The organism is Pseudomonas sp. TKO26, from assembly GCF_003225665.1.
Classification (GTDB): domain Bacteria; phylum Pseudomonadota; class Gammaproteobacteria; order Pseudomonadales; family Pseudomonadaceae; genus Aquipseudomonas; species Aquipseudomonas saponiphila.
On the sequence record NZ_QKLN01000012.1, the window covers coordinates 121,344 to 147,011 of the forward strand.

Annotated in this window: 13 protein-coding genes; 12 read left to right on the forward strand and 1 reads right to left on the reverse strand. The window is 65.2% G+C overall.

The window, feature by feature from the left end:
- The first annotated feature begins 17 nt into the window (after positions 1–17).
- From DNK59_RS18490 to pelG, 5 genes are read left to right on the forward strand one after another with little or no spacing between them, the layout of a single operon-like run.
- The gene (locus DNK59_RS18490) at positions 18–539 is read left to right on the forward strand and encodes a penicillin-binding protein activator LpoB (RefSeq protein ID WP_110725470.1); all 522 of its coding nucleotides are present in this window, start codon (positions 18–20) and stop codon (positions 537–539) included.
- Positions 540–544: 5 nt separating this feature from the next.
- Positions 545–1,915 carry a PelD GGDEF domain-containing protein gene (locus DNK59_RS18495; protein WP_110725471.1) on the forward strand — a complete coding sequence of 457 codons (1,371 nt, stop codon included), beginning with the start codon at positions 545–547 and terminating at the stop codon, positions 1,913–1,915.
- The gene (locus DNK59_RS18500) at positions 1,893–2,882 is read left to right on the forward strand and encodes a HEAT repeat domain-containing protein (protein WP_110725472.1); all 990 of its coding nucleotides are present in this window, start codon (positions 1,893–1,895) and stop codon (positions 2,880–2,882) included. The genes DNK59_RS18495 and DNK59_RS18500 overlap by 23 nt, the downstream gene beginning before the upstream one ends.
- On the forward strand, positions 2,879–4,411 hold the full coding sequence (pelF, locus tag DNK59_RS18505) for a GT4 family glycosyltransferase PelF (protein WP_110725473.1): 1,533 nt from the start codon (positions 2,879–2,881) through the stop codon (positions 4,409–4,411). The genes DNK59_RS18500 and pelF overlap by 4 nt, the downstream gene beginning before the upstream one ends.
- Entirely contained in the window at positions 4,412–5,782 is a 1,371-nt protein-coding gene (gene pelG / locus DNK59_RS18510) for an exopolysaccharide Pel transporter PelG (RefSeq protein ID WP_110725474.1), read from the forward strand.
- Between the two features lie 99 nt (positions 5,783–5,881).
- On the opposite strand, the gene DNK59_RS18515 is transcribed toward pelG, so the two are convergent.
- Positions 5,882–6,649 carry an ABC transporter substrate-binding protein gene (locus DNK59_RS18515; protein WP_110725475.1) on the reverse strand — a complete coding sequence of 256 codons (768 nt, stop codon included), beginning with the start codon at positions 6,647–6,649 and terminating at the stop codon, positions 5,882–5,884.
- A gap of 246 nt (positions 6,650–6,895) precedes the next feature.
- Between DNK59_RS18515 and DNK59_RS18520 the strand changes: the two genes are divergently transcribed.
- The 7 genes from DNK59_RS18520 to DNK59_RS18550 all read left to right on the forward strand — a co-directional run bounded on the left by DNK59_RS18520 (position 6,896) and on the right by DNK59_RS18550 (position 25,599).
- On the forward strand, positions 6,896–7,774 hold the full coding sequence (locus DNK59_RS18520; RefSeq protein WP_110725476.1) for an AraC family transcriptional regulator: 879 nt from the start codon (positions 6,896–6,898) through the stop codon (positions 7,772–7,774).
- Positions 7,775–7,930: 156 nt separating this feature from the next.
- On the forward strand, positions 7,931–9,199 hold the full coding sequence (locus DNK59_RS18525) for a DUF1479 domain-containing protein (protein WP_110725477.1): 1,269 nt from the start codon (positions 7,931–7,933) through the stop codon (positions 9,197–9,199).
- 79 nt (positions 9,200–9,278) lie between these two features.
- Positions 9,279–10,571 (forward strand): ABC transporter substrate-binding protein, encoded by a 1,293-nt coding sequence (locus tag DNK59_RS18530; protein ID WP_110725478.1) that lies wholly within the window; start codon positions 9,279–9,281, stop codon positions 10,569–10,571.
- A gap of 225 nt (positions 10,572–10,796) precedes the next feature.
- Positions 10,797–12,938: a type I secretion system permease/ATPase gene (locus tag DNK59_RS18535; protein ID WP_110725479.1), complete on the forward strand. Its 2,142-nt coding sequence runs from the start codon at positions 10,797–10,799 to the stop codon at positions 12,936–12,938.
- A complete protein-coding gene (locus tag DNK59_RS18540; RefSeq protein WP_110725500.1) occupies positions 12,938–14,323 on the forward strand; it encodes an HlyD family type I secretion periplasmic adaptor subunit in 1,386 nt (461 codons plus the stop codon). Before DNK59_RS18535 ends, DNK59_RS18540 begins: the two co-directional genes overlap by 1 nt.
- A gap of 2 nt (positions 14,324–14,325) precedes the next feature.
- Positions 14,326–16,485 (forward strand): type I secretion system permease/ATPase, encoded by a 2,160-nt coding sequence (locus DNK59_RS18545; protein WP_110725480.1) that lies wholly within the window; start codon positions 14,326–14,328, stop codon positions 16,483–16,485.
- Between the two features lie 120 nt (positions 16,486–16,605).
- Positions 16,606–25,599, forward strand: a complete 8,994-nt coding sequence (locus tag DNK59_RS18550; RefSeq protein ID WP_110725481.1) for a TcdA/TcdB pore-forming domain-containing protein — start codon at positions 16,606–16,608, stop codon at positions 25,597–25,599.
- Positions 25,600–25,668 lie beyond the last annotated feature (69 nt).

Consider the following 25,668-nt stretch of genomic DNA (forward strand, 5'->3'; position numbering starts at 1 on the left):
AAAGAGGAGTGAACCTTATGCAATCCCTTCGTTGCGTGAGTCTGGCGATGGCCGCCTTGCTGATGGCCGGGTGCACCAGCTTTACCGGTCAAAGCAGCCCGGAGCTGTCGAAAAATGCCCGCTGGGGCGTGTTGCCGCTGGTCAACTATTCGCAGACGCCCCAGGCCGGCGAGCGCAGTGAGCAGATCCTGCTCAGCGTGCTCAGCAGCCGTGGCCTGCAACCCCAGGTCTACAGCGGCGCGCCGGGGCAGGGCGAGCCGGCCCTGCTGGACGATAGCGAGCGCCTGGCCGGGGCCATGGACTGGGCCCGCGAGCAGAAGCTCGACTATGTGGTGTCCGGCAGCGTCGAAGAGTGGCAGTACAAGAACGGCCTGGATGGCGAACCGGCCGTGGGCATCAGCCTGCGGGTGGTCGAGGCGAGCACGGGTAAGGTGCTGTGGAGCCATAGCGGCGCCCGTGCCGGCTGGTCACGCGAGAGCCTGGCGGGTGCGGCGCAGAAGGTCCTCGACAAGCTGGTCGGCGGCCTGCGGATCGAGTGACGGCCATGAACTCTCCACACATGGACTACGCGCTGGCGCCCCGGGCCAGCGGGCCGGCGTCGTGGCTGGAAACCTTCCTGGTGACCGCCCTGGTCATCGGCGTCGGCCTGTGGCTGGCGCCTCAGGATCCGCTGCAGGTGCAGGGCGAGTTTCCCTGGTCGGTGCTGGCGCCGCTGTTGCTCGGGGTGCGCTACGGCTTTGTCCGCGGCCTGATCAGCGCCAGCCTGCTGGTGGCGGCGTTTTTCGTCCTGCGGCAGAACGGGCTGCCGGGCTACGCGCAGATCGCGCCGTCCTACATCGTCGGCGTGCTGGTCTGCGGCATGCTGGTGGGCGAGGTGCGCGACCTGTGGGAGCGGCGCCTGCTGCGCTTGCAGATGGCCAACGAGTATCGCCAGTACCGGCTCGACGACTTCACCCGGGCCCATCAGATTCTGCGGGTGTCCCACGATCGCCTGGAACAGCGCCTGGCCGGCAGCGACCAGAGCCTGCGCAGTTCGCTACTGGGGCTGCGTGAGCGGCTGCGGGCAGCGCCCAATGGCGACGATGCCCTGACCCTGCTGGCCGAGCCGGTGCTGACCCTGCTGGGCCAGTACGGTTCGCTGCGGGTGGCCGGGCTGTACCGCGTGCAACAGGCCGCCAACGCGGCCCCCCAGTTGAGCCTGCTGGCCTCCATCGGCACCATGCCGGCCCTGGACGACAAGGACCTGCTGGTGCGCCTGTGCCTGGAACGCGAAGAGCTGGTGAGCGTGCGCGAAGAGCTGCTCGACAGTGGCGGACAAGCCTCGGTGTCATCGTTGCAGGCCTGCATCCCGCTGGTGGACACCCAGGGACAGGTGCTGGCGGTGCTGGCGGTGAAGCAGATGCCGTTCTTCGCCTTCCAGGAGCGCACCCTCAGCCTGCTGGCCTTGCTGGCCGGGCACATCGCCGATTTGCTGCACGCCGATGCGCAGGTACTGCAACTGCAGGACGCCGACAGTCAGCAGTTCACCCGCCAGCTCAAGCGTTCGCTGGTGGATGTCGAGCGCCACGGCCTGTCCGGCTGCCTCTATGCCTTCGAACTGACCCAGCCCAACGACGAGCTGACGCGGCTGTTCGAACGCAGTCAGCGCGGGCTGGACCTGCACCTGAACCTGGTCAACAGCCGCGGGCACGGGCTGCTGCTGGTGCTCCTGCCGCTGACCAGCAGCGAGGGCGCCCAAGGCTATCTGGCGCGCCTGGGCAAGCTGGTGCACGAGCACTTCGGCATGAGCGTGGAATTGGCGAGCCTGGGGGTCAAGGTGTTGCCTTACGACCTGGAGTCGGCCCGGCAACGGGATGGACTGCGTAACTTTCTGTACAACGAGTGTGGCCTGAATGATCAGCAAGTGGCTGTTTAGCGGAGCGCTGTTTTTCGAGGTCGGGAGTTGGGCCAGCCTGACCACGCAGTTGCCTGACCTTGAGGTCGCGCTGCTGTATGCAATGAGTCACGCCATCGCCTGCGCGCTGCTCACGGCGGCGGTCTGGCTGCTGCTGCCGGCGCGGTATCGGCGGCCATTGCCGTGGAGCCCACTGTTCATTTTCAGCCTGGCGTTCTTCGTTCCGCTGCTGGGTTCGGTCGGGGTGATCGCGGCGATCTTTCCGGCCTTGTACCTGCCGCGCAAGCGCGAGGTGCAGATGTGGCAGGCGGTGGGCATTCCCGACCTGCCGTTTCGCGCCCAGACCCAACTGCATTCGCCGACCTTCGGCGACAGCGGCTTGCAGGATGTGCTGCGCCACGCCCCGGACCCCGACCAGCGCCTGGCGGCGTTGCTCGCCACCCGCAGGATGCCGGGCAAGGAAGCGGTGCCGATTCTCAAGCTGGCCCTGGGCGACCCCAGCGACGATGTGCGCCTGCTGGCGTATTCGATGCTCGACAAACAGGAAACCGACATCAACCAGCGGATTCAGGCGTCGCTGGAGCAGTTGCCCGGCGCAGCGCCGAAGAAGGCCGGCGCCTTGCACGCGACCCTGGCCCGCTGGTACTGGGAGCTGGCTTACCTGGGGCTGGCCCAGGGCAGCGTGCAGCAGCACGTGCTGGGCCAGGCCGGTGAACATGCCGAACTGGCGCTGAAGGCGGGCGAGGGCGGCGAACTGCTGTTGCTGGCCGGACGCATCGCTCTGGAACGCGGTGATATCGGCAAGGCGCGGCTGCACATGCACCAGGCCCAGGAGGCCGGCATGGACCCGGGCAAGGTCTTGCCGTTCCAGGCCGAGATCGCCTTTGAAAGTGGCAACTATGCCGAGATTCCCGGGCTGCTCAAGAGCCTGCCGCCGCAAATGCAGCAACGTCCGCCCTTTGCCGGGCTGGTAAGGACCTGGACATGAAAAGCGCCGTCGACCCGACCCCCATCGCCGATGTCTGCCTGCTGCTCGAAGGCACCTGGCCCTACGTGCGCGGCGGTGTCTCCAGCTGGATCCACCAGATGATCCTCGGCCTGCCGCAGTTGACCTTTTCCGTGATGTTCATCGGCGGCCAGCGTGAAGCCTATGGCCAGCGCCGCTATGAAATTCCGGCCAACGTGGTGCACATCGAGGAGGTCTACCTGGAGGAGGCATGGCGCAACCCCAGGCACAAGCGCGTGGCCCACAACGCCTCGCTGGAAGAGCTGAGCAACCTCTACCGTTACCTGCACAACCCGGAGAAACCGCCCGCCGCGCTGGGTATCAGCGTGCTCGATTCCCTGGCCCAGGCGCGGATCACCCTGGACGACGTGCTCTACAGCCGCCCCAGCTGGGAGGCGCTGACCGAAGGCTACGAGCAGCATTGCGCCGATCCGTCCTTCGTCAATTACTTCTGGACCCTGCGCACCATGCAGTCGCCGCTGCTGATGCTGGCCGCCGCGGCCCGGCGCATGCCCCGGGCCCGGGTCCTGCACTCGATTTCCACCGGCTACGCCGGGCTGGTGGGCTGCCTGCTCAAGCAGCTGTGGGGCTGCCAGTTCCTGCTCAGCGAGCACGGCATCTACACCAAGGAACGCAAGATCGACCTGGCCCAGGCCAGCTGGATCGCCGAAAGCAGCAACCAGGCGCTCAACGACAGCATGGACAGCGGTTCGGGCTACATCCGCATGCTCTGGGTGCGCTTTTTCGAGCGCATCGGTCACCTGGTCTACGAGAGCGCCGACCAGATCATTGCCCTGTACGACGGCAACCGCCAACGGCAGATCAAGGACGGCGCGCCGCCGGAGCGTACCCAGGTGATTCCCAACGGCATCAACCTGCAGCTCTGGACCCAGGCCCTTGAATCCCGTGCCGCCGGTATTGCACCGGTGGTCGGGCTGATCGGCCGGGTGGTGCCGATCAAGGACGTGAAGACCTTCCTGCGGGCCATGCGCGGCGTGGTCAGTGTCATGCCCCAGGTGGAAGGCTGGATCGTCGGCCCGGAAGAGGAAGACCCCGAGTACGTCGCCGAGTGTCGCAGCCTGGTGGCCAGTCTCGGCCTGGAGCAGAAGGTGCTGTTCCTCGGTTTCCAGAAAATCCAGGACATCCTGCCGCAACTGGGCCTGATGGTCCTGACCTCCATCAGCGAGGCCCAGCCTCTGGTGATTCTCGAAGCCTGGGCCGCCGGCACGCCGGTGGTCAGCAGCGACGTCGGCTCCTGCCGGGAGCTGATTGAGGGCGGCGAAGCGGCCGACCGCGACCTGGGGCTGGCCGGGGAGGTGGTGGCGATCGCCGATCCCCAGGCCACGTCACAGGCGATCATCGACCTGCTGCGCAGCCCCGAACGCTGGCAGTCGGCCCAGGCCGCCGGCCTGGCACGGGTGCACCGCTACTACAGCGAAACCCTGATGATCGAGCGCTATCGCGCGCTGTATGACAACGCCATGGGCGCCACACACAAGGAGGCTGGGTAAATGGCCGGCATCGGTTTCGAACTGCGCAAGATTCTCTCCCGCGACTCCTACACCGCGACCCTGCACGCCTATGTCTACGCCGGCCTGATCAGTTCCGGGCCCTGGGTGTTGTCGATTCTCAGCGTGATGCTGGTGGGGGTGATCAGCCTCGGGCTGGTGGTGCCGGAGGTGCTGATCCGCCAGTTCCTGATCACCGTGACCTACCTGATGGCCACCTCGCTGATCCTCACCGGCGGCCTGCAGCTGTTTTTCACCCGTTTCGTCTCCGACCGCCTGTTCGAGCGCAAGTACGAGCACATCCTGCCGAACCTGGTCGGTGTGCTGTTGCTGGTGACCCTGGGCTCCGGCGTGCTGGGCATCCTGCTGCTGGTGACCCTGTTCGACCAGCCGCTGATCTACCGCCTGATGACCCTGGCCAACTTCGTGGTGCTGTGCAATCTGTGGCTGGTGATCATCTTCCTCTCGGGGATGAAGGCCTATAACCGCATCCTGCTGGTGATGCTGGCGGGCTACGGACTGATGGTCGGCAGCGCGTTCTTCCTGCGGCACATGGGCATGGAAGGGCTGCTGCTGGCGTTGCTGCTGGGGCACAGCTCGCTGCTGTTCCTGTTTCTGTACGACATCCTGCGCGAGTACCGCGCGCAAAAGCTGGTGGCCTTCGACTTCCTCGACCGCCGCCAGGTGTTCCTCAGCCTGCTGTTGACCGGGCTTTGCTACAACCTGGGGATCTGGATCGACAAGTTCATCTTCTGGTTCAACCCGAACACCTCCAGCCAGGTGATCGGACCGCTGCGGGCTTCGATCCTCTACGACCTGCCGATCTTCCTCGCCTACCTGGCGATCATTCCCGGCATGGCGGTGTTCCTGGTGCGGATCGAAACCGACTTCGCCGAGTGGTACGACCGGCTGTTTCGCGCGGTACGCGACGGCGAAACCCTGCAGCACATCGGTTCGCTGAAGGCCGAGATGACCTTCTCGATCCGCCAGGGCCTGCTGGAAATCTGCAAGGTCCAGGGGCTGACCGTGGTCTTGCTGTTTCTCTTCGGGCCGCGCCTGCTGGAGTGGCTGGGGATGTCCAGCTATTACCTGCCGCTGTTCTACATCGACCTGATCGGGGTGAGCATCCAGGTGGTGTTCATGGCGATCCTCAACGTGTTTTTCTACCTCGACAAACGGGCGATCGTGCTGGAGCTGTGCCTGCTGTTCGTCGCCCTCAACGGTGCCTTGACCCTGCTCAGCCTGCACCTGGGGCCGAGCTACTTCGGCTATGGCTTCACCCTGTCGCTGCTGGTCTGCGTGTTGCTGGGGCTGGCGCGGCTGTCCACGGCGCTGGACGACCTGGAGTACGAGACGTTCATGCTTTCGCGTTGAGGGGCATCGGCCAGCACGTGCTGCGGACCTGCGGCGGTGCTTTGCCGAAGCCTGGCGGACCGGGTGCCCCGGGTTCTGCGCCGCACCGCGGGCCAGGGGTCAGGGAGCGTCGAGGTAGGATTTTCGCATTCTCTCCAGCGTGCCGTCCTTGCGCAGCACCTCGACCGCCTCGCGCAGCTTGCGCACCAGCGTCGCATTGCAGTTTCTGGAGCAGGCCAGGTACAGATCGGTGCTCATCAAGGCCGGACTGACCTGCAACGGCTGAGTCGACACCTTGCGCCAGATACTCTGGGTTTCGGGAATGCCGTTGAACCAGGCGTCGACCCGTCCCATCAGCAGCAGTTGCGCCGGGTTCTCGCCAATTTCAAACGGATAGATCTGGTTGTCGGCAAAGCCTTCAGCCCGGAGCTTCTGCTCTTGGGCACTGCCACGGCCAACGGCGATCCGAGCAAAGGTTTCCCGCGCCTGCTGCAGGGTTTCGACGCGCGTGTGCAGGCTGAAGAAGGCTCTGTCCATGGTCATGATGGGCGCGATCCAGGTGTAATCGGCTTCTCTTTCCGGCGTGCGCGACAGAGGAATGATCAGTTTGTCGACGCCTTTGCGCACGTTTTGCTGGGCTCGTGCCCAGGGCACTTCGATAAAATGCAGCCTATAACCGGCCCGGGTCGCCGCCTCCTGCGTCGCATCACCGACGATGCCATGCAGGCCGGTCTGGTCCAGCATCGATAAAGGCGGCGCCTCGGCGATGTACAGGTCGAAGCCCAGGGGCTCTGCGCCAGACACCGAGGGCACCCAGGCCATCAGAGCGAGCAGCGGCGTCAGGATCAGCGCCCGCCACTGGCGCAGCGATTGACTCACATGAGTCATGGCAGTAACTCAACAGACAGTGGCATTTCATGCTCTCGGATTGACGCTGCGTATTCGACACGTAAAGACAACGCCTCGCAACGACCTGTAAAACGTGTCGCCAAGATTAAAGGGTTGCGTGCAGGGATGGATGGGCTTGAAGGATTATTTTGACCGCTGATTGCCATCGCGGTTCAGGGCTGGCGCAACCGGTGAGGGCATTGGCTGATACGATCGTGGCGTTTTCACTCTTGCAGGGGGCGCTAGATGCTCAAGCCCAGTTTTGAACAGGTTCCCATCGACGCCACTGCCTCCTGGACGCTGTTGAACAGGCGGCTGCCGGATACCCTGCCGTTCGAGTGGCATCACCACCCGGAGTACGAGCTGACACTGACGTTGAACAGCCGTGGGCACCGCTACATCAGTCATGATGTGGCGCCGTACGAGGAGGGGGATCTGGTGCTGGTGGGGCCGAACGTCCCCCATAGCTGGTCCTCGGTCGAGCGCATCGACCCAGGCCAACCCCATGTCGCCCTGGTCATCTGGTTCACCGAGGCGTGGGCCGCGTCGTTGATCAGACTGTGCCCGGAAATGGCTGCCATCGGCAGGCTGCTGAGTGCGGCGCGGACCGCGTTGCATTTCAGCGCGGCCACCGCCCGTGAACTGCGGCCGGTCATTGAGGCGATGGTTGATCAGGACGCTGCGCAACGCCTGATTTCCCTGTTGGTGGTGCTGCGGGCGCTGTCGCAAGATAGCGACGCCAGGAAGATCGCCGCAGCCCATGGGGTGGATGCGCCGGCTCACAGCACCACCGAGGATGCGCGCATCCTTCGAGTCCTCGACTACGTTCACAGGCACTACACCGGCGCCGTCAGTCTGCCGCTGTTGGCGCAGATCGCCTGCGTCAGCGTTTCGGCGTTCCACCGGATGTTTAAAAAGCACACCCGCTGCAGCGCACTGGACTACATCGTGCGCTTGCGCATTGGCCATGCCTGTTCACTGCTGATGCAAAGCAACCTGGCCGTGTCGATGATCGCCGAGGAGGTGGGCTACGCCTCGCAAGCGCTGTTCAATCGGCAGTTCAAGGCGCAAAAAGGCCTGACCCCTTCAGCGTTCCGCCGCCTGCACGGGCATCATTTCCGCTGACCTGCCAGCCAGGCGCCTGGCGGGTCTGTGTACGATCACTGCGCCGTGATACCGGCAAACGCCAGAATCGTATTGCTCAACGCCCGAAACGAGGCTGCCTTGGTTGGACCTGTGGTGCTTTCATGCCTGACGAAACCATCAGTCTTCAGGTGCCCCATGAGTCAGTATCAATCCTTCGCGCGGGCTGAGCTGCCCGAGCATTACCAGGACAGTATCGTCCAGATGAAAAACGCGCTGCGGGCGCAGATAGGCGATGTGCACGGCCTGTTTGCCGAGGTCAGCCAGTTCATTGGCGCAGAGATCGCCTCAATCAAACAGCAGCGAGCGCAGAGCGGATCGGCGTGGCCGGTGCTTGAGTTCGACGCCATCGCCAGGGGGCAGGTGACCCAGGAACAGGTGGCGCAGATCAAGCGTCGTGGCTGCCTGGTGATCAAGAACCACTTCCCCAGGGAGCAGGTGCTGCGATGGGACAGCGAGCTGCTGGAATACCTCGACAGCAACGATTTTGATCGGGTCTATCGCGGCCCCATCGATCAGTTCTTTGCCAACCTCGATGCGTCGCGCCCGCAGATCTTCCCGATCTATTGGTCAAGCGCGCAAATGCAACTGCGCCAGGACCCACGCATGGCGACGGCACAATCATTTCTCAATCGCTTGTGGAACTTTCAGTCCCAGGGGCAGCAGTGGTTCAACCCGGACATCAACCTGCTTTACCCGGACCGGGTACGCCGCCGTCCACCGGGCACCACCTCAAGCGGGCTGGGCCCGCACACCGATTCGGGCGCCTTGGAGCGCTGGTTGCATCCGGCGTACACAAAGGTGTTCGACAAGATCTACAACAATGACTTCAAGTCTTATGACCCTTGGGATGCCGCCCATCGCACAGAGGTCGATGAGTACGCCTACCAGGACACGGTCAAGTGCTCGGCGTTCAGAACCTTTCAGGGCTGGACGGCGCTGTCCGATATGCGCGCCGATCAAGGCGTGTTGCAGACCCTGCCGATTCCCAAGGCCATTGCCTACCTGCTGCTGCGCCCGTTGCTCAATGACGTGGCGGACACCGAGTTGTGCGGCGTAGCCCCGGGCAAGGTGCTACCGGTTTCGGAAAAATGGCACCCACTGCTGGTTCAGGGCATGACGCCGATCCCCGACGTGCAGGCAGGGGATTCCGTGTGGTGGCACTGCGACCTGATCCACAGTGTGGCCCCGGTGGCGAACCAGCAAGGCTGGGGCAACGTGATGTACGTGCCGGCAGCGCCGATGTGCGCCAAGAACCTCAACTACGCCAAGGCCGCCTACAACGCCTTCGAGGCGGGCCGGTCTCCGGATGATTTTCCGCCGGAGCACTACGAGACGGCCTGGAAGCACCGCTTCACCACGCAACAGTTGAATGCCACGGGTCGCAAGGGCTTGGGCCTGCCCTGAAAACCGCTGCTGGGCGTTGAACCCGCGGCGCCCAGCCGACGCCTTGCTTGTCGTTCATAACAATAAAAAAGGTACGAAAATGAAACCGATCCATTGCCTCGCCGCCATCTCCCTAGCCGGCGTCTTGCCCTTCGCGTTGCTGCCCATGGCGCAGGCCGCGCCGAGCCAGGGCAGCGTTGAAGTCGTTCACTGGTGGACCTCCGCAGGAGAGGCCAAGTCGGTGGGCGTGCTCCAGCAACTGGTCGAAGAACAAGGGTTCACCTGGCGCGACAGCGCCGTGGCGGGAGGCGGTGGGGCCGCCGCCATGACCATACTCAAAACCCGCGCCGTCTCCGGCAGCCCGCCTTCTGCCGCACAAGTCAAGGGGCCGGATATTCAGGAGTGGGGCAGGTTGGGCTTGTTGACCTCGATCGACCACGTGGCCCAGGCCAACCACTGGGACGGTCGGCTGCCTGAGAGCGTCGCCGAGCTGATGAAATATGACGGCCATTATGTCGCGGTGCCGCTGAACATCCATCGCATCAACTGGCTGTGGCTCAATCCCGAAGTGCTCAAGCAGGCCGGCGTGACCCAGGCGCCGTCAACCTTGCAAGAACTCTACGCGGCGGCCGACAAACTCAAGCAAGCCGGCTTCATCGCGCTTGCCCACGGTGGCCAACCCTGGCAAGACACCACGGTGTTCGAAGCCCTGGTGCTGAGCATCATGGGCACACAGGGCTTCAGGCAGGCCTTCATTGAACACGACGCACAGACGCTGACCGGCGCCAAGATGACCGAGGTGTTCAGCGCGCTGCGCAAGCTGCAGGGCTACATGGACCCCGATGGAGCGGGCCAGGACTGGAACCTGGAAGCGGCGAAGGTCATCAACGGCAAAGCCGGCATGCAAATCATGGGGGACTGGGCGAAAAGCGAGTGGACGGCGGCTGGCAAGCAGGCCGGCAGCGATTACCAGTGCGTACCTTTCCCGGGGTCGCAAGGAATCTACAGCTACACCATCGACTCGCTGGCCATGTTCAAGCTGTCCACCAAGAACGCTACGCCCGGCAACGCTGCTGCCCGTGACACCTTGGCCAAGGTGGCCCTGGAGCCGGAGTTTCAATATGCGTTCAATCAGAACAAAGGCTCGGTCCCGGTGATCAAGGGCCTGGACATGAGCCTGTTCGATCCCTGCGCACAGGCCTCGGCCGCAGACTTCGCCGACGCCGAGAAGGCCGGCACGCTGATCCCCAGCATGGCCTTCAACATGTCCACGTCCCAGGCCGTGCAAGGGGCCATCTTTGATGTGGTCAGCCACTTTCTGAGCGATAGAAACGCCGATCCGAGCAAAGCCGGCCAACAGCTGCGCTCGGCCATTCTGGCTGCAAGCCAATAAAGCCCGAGGCGCTAATGCCCTGCATGCGCGACATGCGCATGCAGGGGATTGATGGGACAGCTTCAAGTTTTAGTTAAAACGCTTCAATCAAACTGCTGATTATCATTCTCAATTAGCTGACTCAGACTGCGTTCGTGCCTCCACGCTCCCTGGAGCAAGCAACGAGCGGTCTATGCCAGTCACTATTGCACCACCCCGAAGCCCGTTTTCAGCGGACGCGCCGCTATGACAGCGCTGTCTGCCACCTCATCCGCGGCCGCTACGGCCGTTCACTCCGCCTTGGCCTGTTGCCATCTGCTGCTGCAACTGACCCAGGAACGGGTACTGCCAGCTGCCCAGCCGCCATCCCAGGAGCAGCCTCCCGCTCAGGACCTGCGCCAGGCCCTTGGGGACTATGCGCGCAATGCCGGTGTCGATCTGCGCCTGGAACGCCTGGCGCTGGCCCGACTGACGCCGAAGATGCTGCCCCTGGTCTGGCGCAGCCACAGCGGCGAATTCATGCTTCTGGCGCGGCTCTCGGACACCCAGGCGCTGGTGCAGCGACCCTCAATGCCAACCCCGGACATGTTCGATCGCCCGCAGTTGGCCGAGCAGTGGAGCGGGGAGGTGATTCGCCTGCGCCAGAGCGGCCTGCGCTTTGATCTGTCCTGGTTCATTCCAGAGCTGCTGCGCCACCGGCGGATACTCGGCGAGGTGCTGCTGTGCTCGCTGTTGCTGCAGGTACTGGCCCTGGCGACGCCGTTGTTCTTCCAGGCGGTGATGGACAAGGTCATGGTCCACCGGGCGCTGTCGACCCTCGACGTGCTGGTGATGACCCTGGTGCTGGTGGGCCTGTTCGAGGTGTTGCTCAAGGGCTTGCGTGAATACCTGGCGGCGCACACCGCCAATCGCATCGACATCGGCCTTGGGGTCAAGCTCCTGCGCCATCTGCTGGGCTTGCCGCTGCTGTATTTCAAGCAGCGCCAAGTGGGCGCGATCATCACTCGGGTCCAGGAGCTGGACAGCATCCGCGAGTTCCTCACCGGTTCGCTGCTGACCCTGTGTGTCGACGTGGCCTTTACCCTGGTGTTTTTCGCGGTCATGGCCTGGATTTCCTGGCCCTTGACCCTGCTGGTGCTGCTGACCCTGCCGCTGTATGCGCTGCTGGCCTGGTTCAGCACCGGCCCGCTGGAGAAGCGCATCGAGCGCCAGTTCTACAGCGCGGCGCGCAACAGCGCCTTTCTCAATGAAAGCGTCAGCAGCAGCGAAACCATCAAGAGCCTGGCGGTGGAGCCGCGCATGCAGCGTCGCTGGGAATCGCAGACGGCGCAGATGGTCGAGGCCGGGTTTGCCAGCCAGACCCTGGGCAGCGCCATCAGCCAGGCGGTGATGCTGTTGCAGAAAGTCACCGCGGTGGTGGTGATCTGCTGGGGCGCGAGCCGTGTCATCGAACTGCAGATGAGCATCGGCCAGTTGATTGCCTTCAACATGATGCTGTCCCACGTCAGCCAGCCTGTGGCCAAGCTGATCGAGGTCTGGCAGCAGTTCGTCCGGGTGCGGGTGTCGGTGGACAAGCTGGGGGACATGCTCAACCTGCCAGTGGAGCAGGCCGAGGGTGATCTGCGTCCGGCACAGGCGTTGCGGGGCGAAGTGCGCATCGAACAGTTGCAGTTCCGCTACCGTCCGGAGCTGGACTGGGTGCTGCGCGGCCTGGACCTGCATATCGCCGCCGGACAGACCCTGGGTATCGTCGGCCCGTCCGGGTCCGGCAAGAGCCCCCTGACCCGCCTGCTGCAGAAGCTCTATACCGCCGATGGCGGACGCATCCTGATCGACGGCTTGCCCCTGGATCAGCTGCAGCCGGCCTGGCTGCGCAGCCAGATCGGCGTGGTGCTCCAGGAAAACTACCTGTTCAACCGCAGCGTGCGTCACAACATCGCCCTGCGCCATCCCACGGCCTCCCTGGAAAGCGTGATTGACGCGGCGCGCCTGGCCGGGGCCCATGAGTTCATCCTGCGCCTGCCCCTGGGCTACGACACGGTGCTGGCCGAAGCCGGCAGCTCGTTGTCCGGTGGCCAGCGGCAACGCATCGCCATTGCCCGGGCACTGATGGGCGACCCGCGCCTGCTGATTTTCGACGAGGCCACCAGCGCCCTGGATGACGAATCCCAGGCGCTGATCCAGGACAACATGGCGCGCATCGCAAAGGGACGCACGGTGATCATCATTGCCCACCGCCTGTCTGCGGTACGCCATTGCCAACGCATCATCGCCCTGGAGCAGGGGCGTATCAGTGAATCCGGCAGCCATCAGCAGCTCTTGGCCAATGGCGGTTGCTACGCGCGCCTGTGGGCGTTGCAGCAGGCGCTGAGCAAGGGGCAAGCATGATGTTCGTTACGTTGTTGTCTCGCGGGCGTCGCGCCTGGCAACGTCTGTGGCAGGCGCGCACGCGCTTCAAGCGCAGCCGCGACGAGTTCGAGTTCCAGCCCGGCTACCTGGAAATTGTCGAGCGGCCACCGGCGCCCTGGGCGCGCTGCACGGCGCTGCTGCTGATCCTGGCGATCCTGCTGGCCCTGGGCTGGGCGATTCTCGGCTTTCTCGACATTCATGCCAGTGCCGCCGGGCGCCTCATGGTCTCCAGCTACACCAAGGTGATCCAGGCCCACGAGGCGGGCGAGGTGCGGGCCATCCATGTGCGTGACGGCCAGCGGGTCAAGGCCGGCGATGTGCTGGTGGCGCTGAATCCGATCGGCATCGACGCCGAGCTCAGCGAGTTGCGCACGCAACTGGACTTCAAGCGCCTGGAACTGGCCCGGGCCCGCGCCTTGCTGACCCCGGAGCCGTTGCACAGCTACCAGGCGCCGGCAGGCCTGGATGCACAGCAGGCGACCGCGGCCCGGGAGCAACTGCTCAGTACCTGGAAGGAAATCAGCGCCAACCTGGACAGCCTCAACGCCGAAATCGCCATCAATCAGGCCAATCAGCGTGCCCGCAGCAGCGAGATCAGCGCCCTGGGCAAGCTGGCCAGCAACGTGCGCAAACGGCTCCACGCCCGCCGGGCGATGGCGGCGGAACAACTGCTGCCCATGGTCGAGTTGCTGGAACAGGAAAAGGAGCAACTGGAGGTCGAGCGTTCGCTGGCCCAGCAACAGGCCGAGCTGCAGGTGCTCAAGGCCCAGGCCCACAACCGCCAGGAGCAGCGCGACAGCTTCCTGGCCCGGACCCAGCGCGAGCAGCATGAATTGCTCAACCGCAGCCAGCAGGAGATCGCTGTGCTTGAGCAGCAACTGATTCGTGGTCGTGACCGCCAGCGCCTGCAAACCCTGCTGGCACCGGTGGACGGCGTGGTCCAGCAACTGGCGGTGCATACCCTGGGCGGCGCCGTGCAAGCAGCGCAGCAGTTGCTGGTGATCGTGCCCGAAGGGGCCGAGCTGGACGCCGAGGTCATGGTGCTGAACAAGGACGTCGGCTTCGTCAGGGCCGGCCAGCCGGTGGAGATCAAGGTGGATGCGTTTCCCTACACCCGCTACGGCACCTTGCGCGGCACCGTGGAGCATGTCTCCGGTGATGCCATCAAGGACGAACAGCTGGGGCTGGTGTTCCCCACGCGGATTCGCCTGGAGCGCGCGGCCATCGCCGCAGGGCAGGGCTGGATGCCCTTGCAGGCGGGGATGAGCGTGACCGGCGAGATCCGCACCGGCGAGCGGCGGGGGGTCAATTACCTGCTGAGTCCGATTCGCGAGTATCAGTCCGAAGCGTTGCGCGAGCGTTGAACATGACTAGCGCTTTCGACCTCTCTGCTGAACCTTCGCCGACGCTGCTCGACAGCGGCCTGCATGCCCTGGCCTGGGCCGCCCAACGCTTCGACCTGAGCATCAGCGTGGCGCAACTGACGCACCGCCTGGCACGGGTCGAAGGTCCGGCCGACAGCCTTGACCTGCGGCGCTGCGCCGGCTGGATCGGCCTGCGCGCCCGGGCGGTGCAGAGCCGGGTGCAACGCCTGCATCACCTGCCGCTGCCGGCACTGTTGAACACCACTCACGGCTGGGCGGTGCTGGATGCGGTGGAGGACGACCAGGTCCGGGTGTTCTGGCCGCTGCAGGGGCAATGCCAGAGCCTGTCGCGCCAGGAGCTGGCGACGCTCTGGCAGGGCCATGACCAGGGACAGGCAGAGGTGCTGCTGCTGGCCGAGCGGCACGTGCAACTCAAGACCGCGGGTTTCGGTGTCTCCTGGTTCCTGCCGTCGATCCTCAAACATGGGCGCCAGTTTCGCAGCGTGCTGCTGGTGTCGCTGATGCTGCAAGGGGGGGCGCTGGTCACGCCGCTGCTGTTCGAGAACATCATCGACCGGGTCCTGGTCAGTCGCGGCCTGTCGAGCCTGCAAGTGCTTGGGCTGGCCATGCTGGCCCTGGCGCTGTTCGAGCCGTTGTTCGGCCTGCTGCGCTCCTGGCTGTTCAGCAATGTGGCGAGCAAGATCAACGCCGAGTTGTCCGCGCGCCTGTACCAGCACCTGATCCAGTTGCCGCTGGGGTATTTCCAGCGGCGCCAGAGCGGCGAGATCATCGCCCGGGTCGGTGAGATGCAACAGATCCGCCAGTTTCTCACCGGCTCGGCCTTGACCCTGGTGCTGGACCTGGCGTTCTGCGGGCTGTTCATCGCCGTGATGTACAGCTACGCGCCGCTGCTGACCTGGGTGGTGGTGGGTTCCCTGGCCCTGTATTTCCTCTTCTGGCTGTGCGTGGGCCCCTTGCTGCGCAGCCGGGCCTTGCGCGAGTACGAGTTGAATGCGGCCAACACGGCATTTCTCACCGAAACCGTGAGCGGCATCGAGACGATCAAGACCGGGGCCATCGAGAGCGCCTTCCAGCAGCAGTGGCAGCGCCAGCTGGCGGCCTATGTGCGCGCGGCGTTCCACACCCGCATCGTCGGGATCTGGGCCGGGCAGGGCATCGGCCTGATCCAGAAGCTGACCGCGGCGCTGTTGCTGTGGTGGGGGGTGATGCTGGTGCTGGACGGCCAGTTGAGCCCCGGCCAACTGGTGGCCTTCAACATGCTGGCCGGGCATGTGGTGGAGCCGATCCTGCGCCTGGCCCAGGTCTGGCAGGACTTCCAGCACACGCTGATTTCCCTGCGCCGCCTGGGGGACATCCTCGACAGCGAGTGTGAAAGCGGCAGCGGCGGCCTGGCCTCGGTGCCGGCGTTGCAGGGCGGCGTGAGCTTCCAGGGGGTGCGCTTTCGCTACGAAGAAGACGGCCAGGAGGTGCTGCGCCAGCTGGATCTGGAGATCCAGCCGGGCGAGTTCGTCGGCATTACCGGGCCCTCGGGTTCCGGCAAGTCGACCCTGACCCGCCTGCTGCAGCGCCTCTATGTACCCCAGCACGGCCGGGTGCTGGTGGACGGCATCGACCTGGCCATCGCCGACCCGGTGGCCCTGCGTCGCAACATGAGCGTGGTACTCCAGGAAAGCGTGCTGTTCGCCGGCAGCGTGGCCCAGAACATCCGTCTGTGCCGGCCCCAGGCCAGCGATGCGCAAGTGCGCCACGCCGCCGAACTGGCCGGGGCGGCGGCCTTTATCGAGGCCCTGGCCCAGGGCTACGAAACCGAGGTCGGCGAGCGCGGCGGCCAGCTCTCCGGCGGCCAGCGCCAGCGCATCGCCCTGGCCCGGGCCCTGCTGACCAACCCCGGCATCCTGTTGCTCGACGAAGCCACCAGTGCCCTGGACTACGAATCGGAAGCGGCGGTGATGGCCAACCTGCAGGGCATCGTCCGTGGCCGCACGGTGATCAGTGTCGCCCATCGCCTCAACACCCTGCGCCACGCGGACCGGATTCTGGTCATCGATCAGGGCCGGGTGCTCGAACAAGGCACACACCAACAGCTGCTCGCCCTGGATGGCGTGTATGCCCGGCAATGGGCACTGCAAATGAAGGATTGACCCACCCACGGCAGGAGGACTCAGCCACCCGTCATGTCTCCCCACCCCGCATCTCCATACCCATAGCCAGCCTTGCGCGACGCGCAGGGCCCGGCTCAAAACAGACAAAGGATCATTGCAATGGCTTTCATGTCCAAGGACTTCACGCGCCTGCTCAATTCCCTGATCGACCAACAGATCAAGACGGCAGGGCGGCAAACCGAATGGTTCAATATGAGCCCCGACGAGCGTGCCGAGTACATCGGCCAGGTCGGCGAGCGCCTGCTGGAAATGCAGCAGAGCACCCTGAGCGTGCTGGCCGCCCAGCACTACCAGATGCAGGACAACCCGGTTTCGGTGGGCGATCAGTTGCAGGTGCTGCAACAACGCCGCAAACAGATGGACGCCATCGCCGACACTCCGGCCACCCATGCCTACAAGCAGCAACTGGACCGCGACATCCTGCTGTACAGCCGCCAGCTCACGGCCCTCAGCCACTACGAGAGCACCTGGAACAAGGCCCTGCGGTTGCTCAGCCCCGGCGGCGTCAAGGCCGAGGTCCTGCACGCCGATGCGCCGACCAAGCAGAAAGAGCTCAAGGGCCGGATCAATCGCCTGGAGAAGCTTCTGAGCGTGCAGGTTGCCGACACCAGCTTCAGTCAGGCCTACGTGACCCTGTTCTCCGAGCTGCAGGCCTACAAGGAGGTGAGTAGCCGCTACAACGCCTTGCTCAAGGCTGCGCCTCCGCAGCAGGCCGCGAGCCTGGAGGCACTGGCCCAGCCGCCTCGGGCTTCCGACGAGCTGCCGGTCAACCTTTCGCTCTTGATGATGGAAGAGCGCCCGGGCTACATCCGCATGAACGTGGCGCTGGTCAATGCCAGCACCGATGGCCGCTTCAAGGACTTGTACCTGGAACACGGCCGGCTGGTGGTGCCCACCGACGGCGTGCTGAATTTTTCCTTTGGCACCGCGGCCCGTTCCCTGGCCTGGCAGCAACAGTACCGGCTCAAGAGCGAGCCGCCGTCCATGCGCTCGCCGACCTATACGCCGATCCGCTCGGTGCTGGTCAAGACCGCCTTCGTCGAGCAGTACTTCGCCAACCACCTGGTGTCGGAAAGCTCCCTGCGCGAGGGCTTCAAGGCCCAGCTGCTGAGCAACGGCCACAAGCTGCTGTTGACCAGTGTCGATCGCAAGGTGCCCAACCAGGTCGGGATCCAGGTGTCCGGGCAGTCGCCCGGCACCAGCGTGCCCCGCGAAGTGCCCCTGGCCAGCGCCTTGAGCGAGCTGATCAACCAGAACGCGGACCTCGCGAGCTTCCAGACCCTGGCCCTGGAAGACTATCGGCACAACAGCTACCACCCGGATCGCGACGGCCTGTTCGTCAATATTCACGAGCTGGAGCGCTCGGTCGGCTTTGCCGAGCACCAGTACCTGCTGGAAATGCCCCAGGGCGACGCTTACCGTGCGGCGACGCCGTTTGCCCTGATGAGCGTCGAGGGCGACAAGGTCAGCAGCAGTCACCTGAGCAAGGCCCAGACCAAGGCCCTGTACCAATACAACGCGGCGTTTTTCGAGCGCCTGGAGCAATTGCGTGGCGAAGGCTTCAAGGCCAGCCGCCTGTTCCCGGGCAGCAGCGAGCGCGCCACCTTCGTGCAACAGCTGACGCGCCTGCTCGAACGCAACCACATCACCCCGGCCGGGGTGCTGCAGGCGCAACACAGCCGCCCGAGCCTGCGGGACATCAAGGGCAACAACCTGAACAAGGTGCTGTGGGAACAGGCCTTCGCCGCGTCGGTCTGGCAGAGCCACGACAACGATGAGCTGCTGTTCGGCCTGGGGCAGAACCTGGTGCGCAACCAGGCCCTGGGCAAGGTCCTGCAGGGCGGCTATCTGCAAAGCGACATCGCCCAGGCCAAGTTGCTGCTGGCACCGTTGTACGAACACTGGCGTGCCCAGGCGATCGAGGTGGAGACGCAGCGCGTGGCCAGCGCCAATGCCGGGCAGCACCCAGGCAACCCGAAGGTGCATGTCTTCGATCAGCTGGCAGTGGAGCGCGGCCTGGACAGCAAACTGCTCAACCTGTTGCTGAGCGGCCCCCAGGGCCTGGCACCGAGCGATGGCGCCTGGCGCCCGACGGTCGAGGCGCTGTTGTCCGGCGACCAGGGCCGCAGCCTGCGCAAACAGGCGTTGTTCCATGCCTTGCGCCCCGTCGCCGACAGCTTTTCCAAGGCCGCGACGCCGGTCAATGCCCATGCCGCGCTGACGCCGAAAACCGGCGCCGACAAGGTCATGATCAACAACCGGCTGAATCAGCCCGACCCCTACCTGATCCTCAATACCCACCCGGAACAGGCCCAGAGCGATACAGCGTGGCTGATCCAGGACGACAAGTACCGCAGCTACAACCAGTTCCGCGCCGATCCGGACAATGAAGCCACGCGCTACATGAACGATTTGGACACCCCGTTCGTGGGAGGGATTTCCGGAACCACCCAGACCGTCAGCAACGCCTTGCCGGAGTTGTTCGGTAGCACGCCGAGCGTCAAGCAGTATTGGCAGTTCCAGATGGCCAACGCGGCCTTCATGATCCGCAACGGCTATCACTCGTTCTTCGAAACCCTGTATGTCGCCGCTCGCTATGAGCCCCAGGGGCCGGACAGCATCGGCCAGGACCTGCTGCAGACCTTCGACCGCTACCGTGCCCAAGGGCGCCAGGAGGCCTTGCACGGCGAGCTGTACGACGCGGTGATGGCCCGGGTCTTGCCCATCGTCAATCAGGGCCTGGCGCCGAGCGAGGAATTCCATCCGCCGCGCTTCACCGACCTGGGGCCGCTGCCCGCGCTTTTGGGGCAGGCCGCCAGGGACCGGCAACTCAAGAGCGGACTGGCAGAGCTCGGCAGCGGCCTCGAGCCGCGCCAGGGCAGTGCCGACATTCAGCAGTTTGCCGCCGACCCGGTGCAGTTCGCCCAGACCCACACCCTCAGTGCCGAGGCCCTGGTCAAGGCCGGGCGCCTGCCGGCCCAGGGCGAAGTGCAGTTGGTCAAAGTCGCGCCGAAGCTGTATGAGCTCGAATACACCGAGCGCAGTGCCAACTCCGTGGGCTCCGGGAGCCTGGACAGCGTACCGGCGTATTTCCTCGGCTATAACGGGCCGAACCAGGCCAACGCCGCACCGGCCTACGTGGACATTCCCAAGCAGGCGCGCGCGGGCAGTTTCCTGTTTACCGGCACCTTGTCGGGCTGCTCGCTGGTGGTCACCAGCCTGGACGCCAATACCTACCGGGTCTATCACGACGGTCGGGTCAACAGCTCGCTGTTGTACGACAACGTGGTGATGGCGGTCGACTACAAGGACTACCAGGTGGCCGGCACCGCCGAGGGCCTGGCCGCGGCGTACATGCAATTCGTCGACGGCCAGTGGCAACTGGTGTTCCAGCGCCAGGAGTACCAGCGCGAAGGGCAGATGGTCTGGCCGAAGTTGCGTGAGGGGGCAGAGCCGCTGGCCATCCAGACCGCCGACAGCCAGGTGCAGGAACGCAACCGCAGCCAGTTCGCCGAGTACCGCGAACAGGTGCACCAGAACCTGAAGAAAGTGGCGAGCCAGTTCGGCGTGTCCAGCGAAGGCGTGGCCGATGGCGTCTACAGCGGCGGCGACTTCTCTGCCGAGCATCCGGCCATTGCCGCCTGGAACCGGCTGCGCGAAGCGCTCCAGGCCAAGGTCAGCGCCGACATCCAACAGCTCAGCGACCAGCGCTATCAGCTCCAGGAGCAGCGGCGCGGGGCGGGCGACAAGCGCCTGATCGACCAGCAGATCAAGCAGCTCAACCTCACCCAGGACTTCTACCGGGCGCAGTACGAACCGGTATTGCGCGAGGCCGCGTCGGTGGAAAAGACCTGGCTCTGGCAACAGATCCAGGCCCAGCAGGGCAGCGCTGCGGTGGTGCGCACCGACGACACGGCGATCCAGGCTGGCGGCGAGGAGCGCGGCACCAGCGTCGGCGAGCGCTACGCCATTGCCGAGGCCTATCAGCGCGGGGCCCGGGGCACGGCATTCAGTGACGGCGTGCGGGATTTTCGCGAGATCAAGATCCCCGGCCTGGACGGCAAGCAGTCGGCCCTGGAGATGAAGCGGCTGTTTCTCGATGGCCAGCTCACCCCCGGGCAGCGTGGCGCCCTGAGTGCCCGCATCAGCGAAACCAGCCAGGCCGAATACATCGACAAGGTGCTGCGCCAGACCGCGACCTTGAGTGAAGACTTTCGCAGCGCCGGCAGTGTCTTCAGTCAGTTGGCGCCCCAGGATTTCTACCTGTCGCTGGTGGGGGATCGCTCGGGCGGGCGCTGCTACCCGCTGGTCAGGGCCATGGCCGTGGCCCTGGCCAACGGCGGCGAGGCAGGGGCCAACAGCCTGGTGCAGAAGCTGTTCCTGGCCTCGGCCGATCCCCAGGCCGGCAGCTCGACCCTGCTCAAGAACAGCCTGATCCGCCTGCACTCCAATGTCGATGCGGTCCAGGCCTCCACAGCGCTGGGGCAGTTGCGCTTGCCCGAGGTGGTGGCGCGGCTGGCTAGCGGCAGCAGCGACTCGATGTTTGCCCTCAATACCCAGAACCACTCGATGCTGGTGGGCAGCACCCAGGGTTCCGACGGCCGTCGCTACTACTTCTACGACCCGAATGTGGGGATCTTCGCCTTCGATTCCAGCAAGGGCCTGGCCAAGGCCATGGAGCAGCACCTGGTGCGCCGAAAACTGGCGGCGCACTACGGCTCCTTCGGCAGCCAGTCGCAGCCGGCCTTCAACCTGGTCGAGATCGACACCCAAAAGATGGCCGAGGTGCCGCTGGGCAGCGGGCTGAATGTCGCCGATCTGTCCCGTCCCGAGGAGTTGGCCGGGGTCATCGGTCAACGCCGCCAGGTGGAGCAGGCGGTGGGGGCCCAGCAGCGCATCAGCCAGGACCTGCGCCTGGGCGCGGCGCTGACCACCTTCGACGCCGAGCAATGGGGCGCGCGCTTCGACGTTGCCAGCACCCGGCTGGCCCGGGAGCAGCAGCTGGGCAGCCAGTGGATACCGATCATCGCCAACACCGAGACGCGGCCGGAGGGCGGCTATCGGGTGCAGTTCATCAACCGTGAGCAGCCGGAGCAGACCCGCTGGCTGAGCACCGACGACGGCACCTTTGTCGAATTCCGCCGTTTCGTCGATGAGCACATGAGCGTGCTCGGCGAGCACTTCACCCTGGAACACGGGCAGATCCGGCCCCGCGCCGGGGTCAGCGAAGCGGCGCATGTGGACGGCCTGAACGCGGGCTTTGCGGTGCAGACCCTGATCCAGTGGCTGGCCGACAAGAACCGCAAGGACGCCGCCCAGGGCGTGGTGTCGCCGGACCTGGCCACCGCCCTGAAGATCCATAGCTACCTGGGCCTGGCGCAGATCGGCCATGGCACCTTGCAAGATGTGGCCAAGGTCACCCAACTGGTGCAAACCGCGTTGCGCGGCGAGGCGCTGGCCGCCGAGTCCTCGCTCAAGGACTTTGCCTCGACCCTGGGCCACACGGTCAACGAAGGCGCGGGCGTGCTGTTTGGCGGGGCCATGGTCGGCCTGGATGCCTACGAGCTGGCCCATGCCGAGAATGATGTGCAAAAAGCCGTATTCGGTACCCAACTGGCGTTCGACTCGGCGAGCTTCGTCAGCGGCGCGGCGGGTATCGGTGCCGGCCTGGTCGGGGCCTCGACCACCGCGGCGGTGCTGGGCGGCGCGGGGGTGATCCTCGGCGGCCTGGCGGTCGGCTTCACGGCACTGGCCCAGGCCTTTGGCGCGGTGGCCGAAGACGCCAAGGCGGTGGGACGCTACTTCGACACCCTGGACAAGGCCTACCAAGGCAACGGCTACCGTTACGACGAGAAGCAGCAGGTGCTGGTGCCGCTGCCTGGGGCGGTGGTCAAGCGCCTCGACCTGCGCTCAAGCGAAGTCGCTTTCGACAGCCAGTACATCTACCGCACCCACCACGGTTCCACCGGTTCCGGGGCGATCAACTATTTCTTCTGGGTCGGCGACTTTCCGCGGATGATCCACGACCGCGACCAGGCGATCGAAGTGCGCAGCGGCATTGGCCACGGCAACCCGCCGCCGAAACTCGACCACGGCGACAGCCGGACGGTGATCCTGCCGGGCACGCCCAAGTCCTACATCAGCTACGAGTACATGATCCTGCCGGGGGCCACCACCCGGCATGACACCGGCTTTGACGTGATTCGCAGGCTTGAGCAGGACCGGCGCTTCGACTACGACTTCTACATCTTCCCCAGCGAGGAGACGATCCGCAGGATTCACCAGGAGTACGTCGAGACACCGGTGCAGGTGCTGCTGGACAGGAGCAACCGGCAATTGGTGGTGCCGCAGCTGCCCAAGGAGCTGTACGGCTACCTGCGCTACGACATCCAGGGCGCCGGTGGCCAATACCTGATCGGCCTCAACGAAGGCACCGAGGTCAGGCTCGGCAACCAGGCCGGCAGCCCGCCTTCGCGCTGGATCATCGACAGCAGCCAACTGGAGAGCGACAGCATCAGCGTGGCCAAGGACCATTTGCTGGTGGGTGGGGTCAAGGTCAAGCTCGATCCGGCCCAGAGCGAGCAGGTGCTGCTGGTCAACGCCAAGGGCGAAGTGCGGGCAGTCGATTTTGCCGGCCAGACCACTGACGTGGTCAAGGAAGACGCCAGCCAATGGCAAGTGCCCGGGCAGCGCATCGAACAGCACCTCAAGGAGCTGGCCCAGGCCCATCAGTTGCACGGTCAATACGTGCTGGTGGAGAACTACAAGCACGGCGGGCGCAATGTCGGCCGGGCCTACTATGACGTCGCCAAGGACCGCATGCTGTTCACCGACACCGACGTCAAACAGGCCGGCAACGCCCAACTGGGCGCGGTCATCGGCGAGCATGCCTACTTCGTCGATGCGCAGAACGCCGCCGCGTGGCGGGTCGAGATCGCCACTGGCCGGGTCGATGCGCAGTTCGTTCCGCCGTTCAACCAGAGCGCGGGCCAGATCAGCCGGCTCTGGCAAGAGGGCGATGCGGTGTACCTGGCCCGTCGTTATCAGCTCAAGGAACGGGAAGCCGAACTGAGCTTCCGCATCCTCGGCGACCGCATGGAGCTGGTGGGCGTGGTCGGCGATGAGTCGCTGCTGCAACTGTCGGCGCGCACCGGCCAGCATGGCGACACGCTCAAGACCCTGCTCAAGGGCTATGAGACGCAGACCACCGAGCGCGGCACCCCGGTGTACAGCCTGGGCGCACCACAGCTTGCGCCGACGCTGGCCGAGCTGATCACCGTGTTTGGCCTGGATAACGCCAAAGTGCCGCACCGCTACTGGGTGCGCAGCCGCGACGGTGTGGTGATCAAGCCGAACCTGGCGCCACCGGCCGGGCAGGCGCCGAGTGCCGATGGAGCGGGGCAGGTGCAAAGTGCCTGGAAGATTCCGGCGGACCTGGTGCTGGCCGGCAGCCAGGCGCAGCCCGCTGGCCAGGAAGTGTTCTATTTCTACAGCAAGGCGCAGCAGGTGCTGTTCCGCCAGGAAGGGCCGGGGCAGGCGGTGCTCGATGCCGGCCAGCCAAGCGCCTTGCGCCTGACCACGCCGCCCCTGGCCAATGTGCTCAATCTCAACGGCCATCTGCTGGCCGTGACCCAGGACGGGCGCATGGCGCGGATCGAGGCGAGCGGGCGCCTGAGCTATGAGGCGGTCAACGAGCATTGGCTCAAGGGCCGCGGCAGCTGGTGGAAGGACCTCGCCGAGGTCGCCGGCAGCAACGCCACCCTGGCGGTATTCGGGGTCAAGGCCGCCGACGGCAAGCGTGCGCTGCCAGTGTGGTACCACAACGCCCAGGTGGTGGTGGCGTCGGCGGCGCTGCAAGACAAGCCACTGCAGTTTCTCGGCTTCGACAGCGCCAGCGGCAGTGCCCGGCTGTTCGAGCCCGAGAGCGGCAAGCTCTATCTGCAGCCGCCGCTGACGTTGCCAGCGCTGGCGGCCGCGTTTGGCAAGGATGAGGTGCTTGAGGCCTCGGCCCAATTGCCGGCCGCCATTGACTGGATGCCCAAGCTGCAACTGCGCTCGGCGGTCCAGGTCGATGCCGGGTTGCGCCTGACCACCGTGCAGGGCGAAGTGCTGCTGCGCAGCAACAACGGCGATGTGCAACTGGTGGCCGTGGACAAGGGTTGGCAGCAGGCACATCTGGGCAATCTGCCCCAGGCCCTGGCGACGCTGGCCGGACAGTGGGGCGCCAAAGGCGTGTTGACCTTGCAGGACGGCGCCAGCCGCGGCTGGTTCGATATCGCCAGTGGGCAGATGTTCGCCAGCAACGGCATTGCCGGCAGCGACCTGCGCTTTATCGGCGTCGCTGCCGGAATGCCGCACTCGGCCTATGTCTATAGCCCGACCGAGCAGGCGCTGTATCAGGTCAAGAACGGCAAGGCACTGCAGCTGGGCCATTACGCCAACGTCGAGCGCATCGGTTCCTCGCTGTTGCTTCAAGGCGCCAGCGGCAATGCTCGTCAGGATGATCTGGCGCCGCCGTTGCTTGCCGGAGTCGACAGCGTGGTGCTGCACGGCGGCGCCGGGGATGACACCTATCGCCTCACTCCGGCGATGTGGGCGCATTACCGCACGGTGGTCATCGACAACGACGATCCGGGCCTGGCCCTGGACCGGGTGATCCTGCCGGTGGCCGATGGCAAGCAGCTCCTCGTCAGCCGTCGGGGCGAGGACGTGCAGCTCACCGACACCCGCAATGGCACCGCTCTGGTGCTGCGCCAGGTGTTGGGCAACCAGGCGGCCGCCCATGGGCATTTGCTGATCGAGCTCAAAGGCGATTCGTCGATGCTCAGCGTCGAGCAGTTGCTCAAGGGCTTTGGCCCGAGCGGGTCGGCCAGGGACAGTGTGTTCGAGCTGGCCTGGAGCCAGCGCGAGACGCTACCGGCGGCGAACGCTCCGGGCTCGGCGCTGGATGGCTTGGACTCGGCGGCGGATGGCCCGAGCCTGGCCAAGCTCAGCGGCGCCATGGCGGCCTTCGCTGACACCGGCGGCGCTCGCGAACAACTGCCCAAACACCATCAGGCCGCGCAGGCGGTACTGGTGCCTTCACTGACCTGACCACGCAGGAGCAACACAGGAGGGGCGCAAAGCCTCTCCTGCCTGCGGTTCCCTCTTTCCCGGTGTTAG